This window comes from Gammaproteobacteria bacterium, from assembly GCA_029862005.1.
Classification (GTDB): Bacteria; Pseudomonadota; Gammaproteobacteria.
The window spans coordinates 1-8,014 of sequence record JAOTYD010000063.1; the positions used below are offsets into that span (position 1 = coordinate 1).

At 49.3% G+C, this 8,014-nt stretch carries 7 protein-coding genes; 3 read left to right on the forward strand and 4 right to left on the reverse strand.

Features of this window, described 5'->3' with window-relative positions; genetic code table 11:
- Positions 1-342, forward strand: a 342-nt coding sequence (locus tag OES20_18315) for a hypothetical protein (GenBank protein ID MDH3636650.1), incomplete at its 5' end; no start/stop codon positions are given.
- Positions 343-832: 490 nt separating this feature from the next.
- Here the strand turns inward: OES20_18315 and OES20_18320 are convergent.
- The 4 genes from OES20_18320 to OES20_18335 are packed head-to-tail and all read right to left on the reverse strand — an operon-like array spanning position 833 to position 4,651.
- Complete coding sequence (locus tag OES20_18320) at positions 833-1,861, reverse strand: NAD-dependent epimerase/dehydratase family protein (protein MDH3636651.1); 1,029 nt, start codon at positions 1,859-1,861, stop codon at positions 833-835.
- A gap of 6 nt (positions 1,862-1,867) precedes the next feature.
- Positions 1,868-2,917 (reverse strand): NAD(P)-dependent oxidoreductase, encoded by a 1,050-nt coding sequence (locus tag OES20_18325; GenBank protein MDH3636652.1) that lies wholly within the window; start codon positions 2,915-2,917, stop codon positions 1,868-1,870.
- Complete coding sequence (locus tag OES20_18330) at positions 2,910-4,316, reverse strand: GMC family oxidoreductase (GenBank protein MDH3636653.1); 1,407 nt, start codon at positions 4,314-4,316, stop codon at positions 2,910-2,912. Before OES20_18330 ends, OES20_18325 begins: the two co-directional genes overlap by 8 nt.
- A complete protein-coding gene (locus OES20_18335; protein ID MDH3636654.1) occupies positions 4,313-4,651 on the reverse strand; it encodes a hypothetical protein in 339 nt (112 codons plus the stop codon). The genes OES20_18330 and OES20_18335 overlap by 4 nt, the downstream gene beginning before the upstream one ends.
- 293 nt (positions 4,652-4,944) lie before the next feature.
- Here OES20_18335 and OES20_18340 point away from each other — a divergent pair, with 293 nt between their 5' ends.
- Together OES20_18340 and OES20_18345 are read left to right on the forward strand one after the other, a co-directional pair.
- Positions 4,945-6,603, forward strand: a complete 1,659-nt coding sequence (locus OES20_18340; protein ID MDH3636655.1) for a hypothetical protein — start codon at positions 4,945-4,947, stop codon at positions 6,601-6,603.
- Positions 6,604-7,128: 525 nt separating this feature from the next.
- A complete protein-coding gene (locus OES20_18345) occupies positions 7,129-7,869 on the forward strand; it encodes an aspartyl/asparaginyl beta-hydroxylase domain-containing protein (protein MDH3636656.1) in 741 nt (246 codons plus the stop codon).
- Positions 7,870-8,014 lie beyond the last annotated feature (145 nt).

Consider the following 8,014-nt stretch of genomic DNA (forward strand, 5'->3'; position numbering starts at 1 on the left):
GAGGTACGTGTGAGAACAGATCTCACCCTGACTGCGCGAATTCTAGAAGAATTAAGAGATCATGTAGTACGTCAGGACTCAAAGCTGATCGTTGTCTTCATTCCGTCTAAACGAGAGATCGAAGAATTGGACGATTACTTGCCGTATCAGTTAGAAGTTGCTGACATGTGCGAAAAGCTCGGTATCGAGCACTTCGACCTCGCCCCAATGTTCAAGAGTACGTGGTACCGAACTTATTTCCGCTTCGGCCGTCATAGGAACTCCCGTGGCCATGAACTAGCGGCAAAAGCACTTTACAAAGAATTTCGGACAGAAGGCGGCCCACTTGCTGTTGCTCATTAGTAGCCTATTGTTCGCAGATATTATTCTAAATATGAAAAACACAGGTCGAGAAATCGCGCCGTTGACCGTACCCCAGTAATTCAAGACACTCTGCATGTGGGATTTCCCTAAAATTCTGACTCAGGGAGGTCTCAAAATGAAGCGAAAACGCTATCGTTCATTGGCAAGAGCATTACAACCACGTCAGGTCTTATCGTTCACCAGGTCGAACACCACCTGCAGTGTTAGCGAGGCATGTAGCTGATATAATCAATTTCCCACACCAGAAGTGGCTCACTTCAAGGGGTAGGGTCACGATTTTTCACCGTTTTACGTAGCGACGGCGTCGCAAAATCGCTGTAGCGGGCTGCATGCAATAGAGGTCTGCGAAGATGCAGTCGACACTACGTCGAGCAGGCCGTCGGGGGTACAGCTCGTTACAGTGCGCTTTGGGGCGTCAGCAGCAGGAACCCAGCAAGATATGCGGGCTAGAGGCTGCGCGGCAGGAAAATTACAACAACTGGCTCACGATTTTGAGCACACCCTGCTTCAGTTTTTTCTTGTGATGACTTCCGCTGTCATTCGTTAACACCCTGTCGCGGTTCAAAACGTACCAGTCGTAGGCCTCGATGATCATCTCGTCATTCGAGTAGCGGGGGTTCCAGCCAAGCTCCTTTCTGGCTTTCGAGATGTCGAAGTACATGGACCTGCCATACATCATCGCGTGATAGGCACCCAACGGCGACATGCCTAGCGCGGAGGATATTTTCATACCAATTACCACCGGCCACATCGGCAGGGATTTGACCGTCGAGCCAGTATTCGCATGCCGGCACAGCGTATCCAGCATGCTTTTCATCGAGTCAAATTCGTCTGCGCCGCAATTGTAAATATTGAATCCCGGCTTTTCCGCAGCCAGGATGCAAGCGTTGCCGAGGTCCTCGGCATGAACGAACTGGTATATATTGTTGCCTCCGTTTAGCACTGGAATATTTTTACCGGTGAAGACCCATTCAAACAGAATCTGGAAAATTCCGAGCCTGCCATGGCCCAGTATTGTCCGCGGCCGAACGATAGCGACGTCCAGACCTTTATCCGCATACTCCTTGCACAGCAATTCGCCGTCGTATTTTGCCTTGCCATAAGCTTCCATCGGGGTCGGCAAGGTCGATTCGAGTACCGGGTTTTTTTCAGGTATCCCGAATACCGCGCTCGACGAGGTGTAGACCAGCCTCTTCACGCCCGTTTCGATGGCCGCTTTCAGAATGTTCTCGGTGCCGGTCCTGTTGACCGAATCGAATAAATGCCGGTCCTTGGCAAGTGGAACCTGGGCGACGTTATGGTAAACGACATCGATCCCGGAACAAGCTTGTGCTACCCGGTCGTAGTCACGGATATCGGCCTCGATAAAAGTGATCCGCGGATCCACGTCCGAATTCTTGTTAACGTCGAGGTTTAGAACTTCATGTCCTCTTTCGAGCAATTGTATGCACAGCAATTCACCGAAATAACCCGATCCACCCGTTACCACTACTTTCATGCCTTCTCATATCTCCAGGTTGTTGTCGAGGCACCATTGTATTGACCTTTTCATGCCTTCCCGTAATTCGATTTGCGGACGGTAATCAAGCCCTGCCTTGGCCCTGTCGATCGAACAGGCGATACTTTTGTTCATTTCCGACAGCACGTGTATCTTTTGATGATAAAATCCCAGACCCTGGATCAACCAGTCGCACAACGTCGCGACCTCCCCGGCGACCCACGGCAGCCGTAGCCGCCGGTGTTGCACCGCGTAGCCGAAATCCCGTTCCAGCAAACTCTCGATAGTATCAACAATGTCGTTCATAGAATACGGATTTTCATCCGCGATCCAGTAGACATCGGGCGCAGACGCCGTTTTCTGGGCGGCCAGCATAATTCCCTGGCACAGGTTGTCCAGGTACGACATCGACCGCATATTCGACCCGTCGCCGACCACGGGCATCTTGCCGTCTTTTATCATGCTCAAAAACACCGTTTGCCTGGGCGGCTGATTCGGGCCGTAAAACCATGGGCAGCGGATAAGGGTCAGGCTAACCTGGTTTTTTTCGGCGACTTCCCGCACCGACAACTCCATCTTAAATTTCGATTTTCCGTAATTCATATACGGATGATAAGGAGAATCCTCGTCGAACAGGTGATCGGGAAACGGGTTGCAGCCCAGCGGCGAGTTCGATGATACGACCACCGCTTTTCTGATTTTATTATCGCAGGCCTGGTCCAGGACGTTGACGGCGCCCACGTGGTTTACTTCGTAGAACTGGCGGACGTTTCGAGGATGCACGATACCGGCGGTATGGTACAAATCGAATTCCCGGTCGGTTGCAAAGGCCTCGGTTAAAGACTTCTGCTTGGTAATATCGCCATGGAATATTCTGACCTTGCCCGACAGATTTTGCAGGAAGCCGGTATCCTCGTTTTGAAGGACCAGGCACCTAACCTCGTCGTAACGCGATTCGACCAGATCGGGATGGTCCGGGTAACCTTCGCAAAGAAAACCGGTCAGAGTTCTACCGAGCCAGCCGTTCGCCCCGGTAACGATGGCGATCCTACTCACCCCGAGCCTCCAGGAAATGCAAAACGTTTCTCCTGGCGAAACACATCAGCGTGCCCTGGGGATTCAGGCCCAGCGACGTGCACAGCAGGCTCGCGTCGTTGACGTAAAGCCCGTCCTGGTCATTGACGCGGCCGTAGGAATCTGTCGCGCATAGCGCTGGATATTCTCCCATTGGGCAGCTACCAAACAGGTGTATAGACATCAACTGGATCAGCTTACGGTCGACGTGAGCAAGCTTACTCTCGATCTCGTCCTCGGAGTCCAGAATGAATCTTTCGTCCAGGATCGACGGAAAAACTTTCCTCGCGCCGGCGGTAAACAATAAGAGGCAAAGTTTTTTGAGGCCAAGCAGCAGATTCGCGACGTCTCTGTCACTGAGGTCATACTTGATAATAGGGTCTCTGGTAAAAGGAATGTTGATGATCCGGGCGCAGGACTCAGGGCGAATCATCGCATAATAGGTGCTCATTCTTTTCCAGTTCTGTCGCGCGAATGTCGGGTAGCTCTCGAACTCGGATAGCGCCAGCGACAGGTACGGCAGCGAGCTAATCGAGCATCCCAGGCTTATCGTCGGGGAAAACTCCCTGACCTGGTGCACCGGGACGCCCATGCCCTCGGTATTGATCTCGTCGTCGAACAGCGCGGTTGCCTTTATCGTCGGGTGCAGCTGCAGGCTCTTTCCGATGTTTACGCCGATACCGCTGCGCATCAGGATCGACGGCGTTTGCACCGCGCCGGTGCAAAGGAATATATTCTCCGCGTGGTAGCTATCGCCTTCGAAGGTAAGGACGCGCCAGATACCGTTTTCGCGCTTCAGCTTGCGCACGGTTTTCTCGAAAACCATCTCCAGGTCCAGCTCGATGCTCCGGCTCAGAAAGGTTTCGCTCATGGTCTGTTTCTGGTTTTCCGATTTGTTGTAGTCGAACCAACGCGGCACCTCGAAACACTTCCAGTTCAACTTGCCGGCACCGTCCGCCAGTACTTTCGAAGCTTTCGGAACCAGGCTATCCGGCATGCTTGAAACCGTCAGTTTCTTTTCGAAATACTCGTAATGCTCGTTCAACGAGGCCGCATCGATATCGCGTACCTGGAAACGCTGCGCCCATTCCTCGAGCACCTCCGGAGAGGCCCGGTGATAAATACCGGCGTTGATTTCAGAGCCGCCGCCGAAACACTTGCCGAGAATAAACGGTATCTTGGGATTGCCGAGCGTGACCGTGAGCCCGCCATTCCAGTATTTTCTAAGCATTTCGTCTTTCGAAAATGCTACCGTATCCTGCTGGAACAGACGTTTGCCCGCTTCGATCAGCAGAACGTCGCGATCGGCCTTTTTCAGAAAATACGACGTGATCGCCCCACCCGGGCCAGAGCCAATGACGATGTCCTGAAAAACCCTCATCCGCCTGCTTCCGGAGACGAACCCGAATAGACCGAAAACGCGGTAAGCCCGTTAAAAAAGGTCAGGAAATCGTTGGTTACTCCGAGGTTCAGGCGCTTCAGGCGTTCGACCTTGTGCAACCGATCCCGCAACTGCAGGCGATGAAAGGGTACCAGACCCTTCATCAGTGCCAGATCGAGAAAAAGCGCCAGGCTGGCGAAAACAATCCGAAAATACCACGGCAAATTGCGATACTGCCGGTATACGAAATCAACGTCCGCATTGAAATTCTTTTTATCCGAGTATTTTCGGCCCAGTGCGTAGGTAAAAGCCGAAAAAATATAATAGATGTGCATTCTTCATCTCGCGCGCGCAGCGGCAGTATAAACAGGCAATGTGGTTAAGCCAATCAGCATCCGGCGATGGCGACTCCAGGTATTGTCGGTGTAGACGCTGCGAACCTTAGTTGTCGCCCGTGCCTGCCGCGTCGACAACGCAACCCGGCACATCGAAATAGCGGTTGCAAAATCGGCATTCGGGAATAAGAATTTTTAAACACCCGTTTCCATGATTCTGTAAAGTATCGCTCGCTCCCCTAAGGAGCAAGCGTAGGATATAATAAGTGTTCAGTTGTAGAAAGATTGAGTCATTGAAAACTAGTCGCTTCCTGTCAAAAGATATAGCCATTCCTGGTATTTTGTTTTTTTCCGGTTTCCTCTATTGCTATTGGATTATTACCCAGAGTAGTCGCGTTTTACAGAGTTATCATGGCTTGTATCATTCCGCTACCATCTATCAAATAGTGAATGGGCTGATTCCTCCGACCAATCCGCTGGCTGCTGAATCACCGTCTGTCATTTATTGGCCATGGCACTTTCTGGTTGCCCTGGTGATGAAAATCACTCACCAGACTTCTCTTGAAGCCGTTGCCCTGCTGAATTGTCTGTCCTTGTCGGCTGTACTCACCTGTATTTTCCTGATTTGCAGGCACTTCAACCTTTCTCGGGCTAATTCGTTGATTGCAGCCTTGGGCTCAACGGTTCTGCTCTGCCCATTTCGGTACCTTTACGCCTTACTGGACAAAATCTTATCAACGTCAATCTTCCGCTCGATATACGATACTGTTTTTAGTGCAGATTATGATCAGCGTTCCATTTTCTTTTTGGATAAGTTTTTTAATCAAAGCAGCTTTCCAACCACAGTTGGCTTACTGGCAGTCTTGCTTTATTTTTTTCTGGTCCGGTTTGAACGTAAAGCGAGTTTGTCAATAGAAGTACTGATGGGATTTTTGGTATTGTTATTGGGATTGTTCAGTCCGATCGTCTTGGTCGCATTCAACCTGCTCATCGCAATATATTTTTTCTCTGACTTGCGGCCCGTGAAATTTAATCAATTTGTGTGTGCTCTGAATACCTACAGGTTTGCCATTGTCGGGAATCTGCTTGCTTTGCCATTTCTGATTTCGCTTTCAAAGCAAATGGGGGAAGGGGTGCATGTTGATCTGAAATTATCAACCTTGTTGAGTCAAATCCTTCGTTCAGGTGAAGCTTTTTGGATCGTCTTGGTTTTTTGTTTGACTGTTTTTCTGCTGCACAAGCGGAAGAAGTTTTTAGATCGTGAATTTCGACCGATTTTATACTGGCTTGGACTTCTTTTTATTGCCGCGCTGGTTCTACAGTTTCCGGACCACAATCAGTACAAACTGATGCTTTTAACGTCTTTGCCACTTGGTATTGGATTGGGGTACTTATTAGAGAGATGCGTGGTAAAGCATGCTATCAAACATTGTTTTTTTGTAGTGATTGGTCTGAGTATATTTACGGTCGCATTGGTAAGGGTGGCTGGCTATTGGCCGACAAAAGATCCTTATACGTTTTCTGGAATGGAAGTCCGTCTTAAGCCATCTTCTCAAGTGGCCATTGATCTTCAAGACACGGCGGATTGGATTAAAAAGAACACGCATCCCCATGCTTTTATAATGAAGACTCCTGACTTTCGAAATGATTTACTTCTGCCCGTTCTAAGTGAACGCCGTGCTTTTGTTGCCAAACCCGCTTCTTTTGAAACAAAGGGCATTCAAAATCTGAGTCAATTGTTGACCCTCAATACCTTCTTATTAACTCGAACGCAATCCGAAGGTCGATTTTATATAAAAAAGACAGAGCCACAATACGGCGCGTTGAGCGCGGCTGTCCAGCACCTCGATCGGCTCTATCTCTTCACTGAGCGAAAGCCATCTGAAACCGGAACCCAATTCGCGGTTTATGGGAATCGCTCGTTCATGCTCTACCAGCTGACAGTGGAGTAGGGATTACCCGAGAGCAGGGCCGGGCACCACCCCAAATAGGATTGTTTGGGTAGCCGACGAGATCAGTTTGACTCAGTCAATTCCGCAATTGCCAGGAGTAAAATTATCATTAGGAAGCCGGCATGTCGATTGGCTGAAATTGGGCAGGACTGACCGGCGGGCAGGAGCAATTTCGCGCGTGTGGTGGTAATCAGTCAGATAAGGGGTGGCGCAGAACTGGGTTGCGACATGGGTCTCTTTCTTTTCTTGAGGGAATAAGGATAATAACGCGTTAATTATTCCTGTACTTCGAATACAAGATTGGGGGTCTACTTCGGCACGTCAAATCTCATAGTAGGGTCCGCGGCTACAACGTTCATGTTTGGGTGCACTGGCGGATCGAGACGATGGTATTGCTCAAATTCGTCAGGTTACCGCCGATCTCATTCTTCCGGGGACTAGGATTCAAGAACTACTTGCGCGAGATTCTACCAGCCCGCTGGAAGCATCTCGCTGGCAATTGAGGCATGGGGACGAAGAAACACTATGAAAACTAAATTTGGGCATCTGTTTCCGTGGCAAGTATTGACCCGTTTGGTTGGAGCACAAATGACTTGCCAACTAGGCTCAAACCTCGATGTGCAACAACTTAGCGAGGAGGCAGCGAAAATCGTAGAAAAATTCAAGCCGACTAACCAACACGGAGACGATCATGCAGGAGGCTGGAAATCAGTCAGCCTAATTTCATATGGCGGAGATCCCTTTGAGAGCAAAATAGTACCCGGTAAACCACCAATGAAGACGGCAGCTATTAAGCTCGCTCCTTATATTGAAAGTGTGATAGATGGATTTGATTTTGAAAAAACACGTGTTCGGATGATGCAACTTCTCCCTGGAGAAACCATTCTATGGCATTTTGATCCCAATGAGTCTATCGATATTTCGATTGCTAGAATCCATATTCCACTAGTGACTAATCCTGATGTGATTTTTCAAATTTCACATGAAGATTGTCAATGGCGGGCAGGCGAGATCTGGTATGGTGATTTTTCATTCCCCCACCGCCTGTTTAATGGAGGCCAGGAAGGACGTATTCACCTGGTTCTGGACGTAAACGTAAGTGATAAACTACTGGCTATATTTCCTGAAGAGTATTTGGTCAATAAACCAAAGAGAGTGTTTATTCGTAGGTTTACTTCAAGAATGATTAACTTCTATACATGGCGACGATATCGTTTCGGGTACATGAAGCGTAAACAGAGGGTCGCATATCGACATCCCCATTGAAATCCCTAATTCTCGCCGTTTTCCCGATCCTCAAGTCCCAATAGGTGATGTACCATTGACCATAGTTCAGCTTCAAACAGGCGCCTGGTATCAGGATAGACAAATCGAAGTCCATTTCCCAGATACCTGGAACGTTACGACCCAC

Bases quoted from the DNA above. Each gene is read 5' to 3' on its own strand.
- OES20_18320 (MDH3636651.1), bottom strand. From the start codon at position 1,861: ATGAAAGTAGTGGTAACGGGTGGATCGGGTTATTTCGGTGAATTGCTG.
- OES20_18330 (MDH3636653.1), bottom strand. From the start codon at position 4,316: ATGAGGGTTTTTCAGGACATCGTCATTGGCTCTGGCCCGGGTGGGGCG.
- OES20_18335 (MDH3636654.1), bottom strand. From the start codon at position 4,651: ATGCACATCTATTATATTTTTTCGGCTTTTACCTACGCACTGGGCCGA.
- OES20_18345 (MDH3636656.1), top strand. From the start codon at position 7,129: ATGAAAACTAAATTTGGGCATCTGTTTCCGTGGCAAGTATTGACCCGT.